Origin of the sequence: Citrobacter sp. Cb031 (assembly GCF_030336725.1) — a bacterium.
GTDB lineage: Bacteria > Pseudomonadota > Gammaproteobacteria > Enterobacterales > Enterobacteriaceae > Citrobacter > Citrobacter braakii.
On record NZ_JAOWDA010000002.1, the window covers coordinates 1 to 211 of the forward strand.

At 54.5% G+C, this 211-nt stretch carries 1 tRNA gene; it reads left to right on the forward strand.

The features are described 5' to 3' along the window. The first annotated feature begins 127 nt into the window (after nt 1–127). Nucleotides 128–204 (forward strand) — tRNA-Asp (locus OGV93_RS00645). Nucleotides 205–211 lie beyond the last annotated feature (7 nt).

Consider the following 211-nt stretch of genomic DNA (forward strand, 5'->3'; position numbering starts at 1 on the left):
CTCAGAAGTGAAACGCCGTAGCGCCGATGGTAGTGTGGGGTCTCCCCATGCGAGAGTAGGGAACTGCCAGGCATCAAATTGCAGTAAACCGGGATGAATAATCCGGGTAGTGACAAAGAAATTCGGTGGAGCGGTAGTTCAGTTGGTTAGAATACCTGCCTGTCACGCAGGGGGTCGCGGGTTCGAGTCCCGTCCGTTCCGCCACTTATTA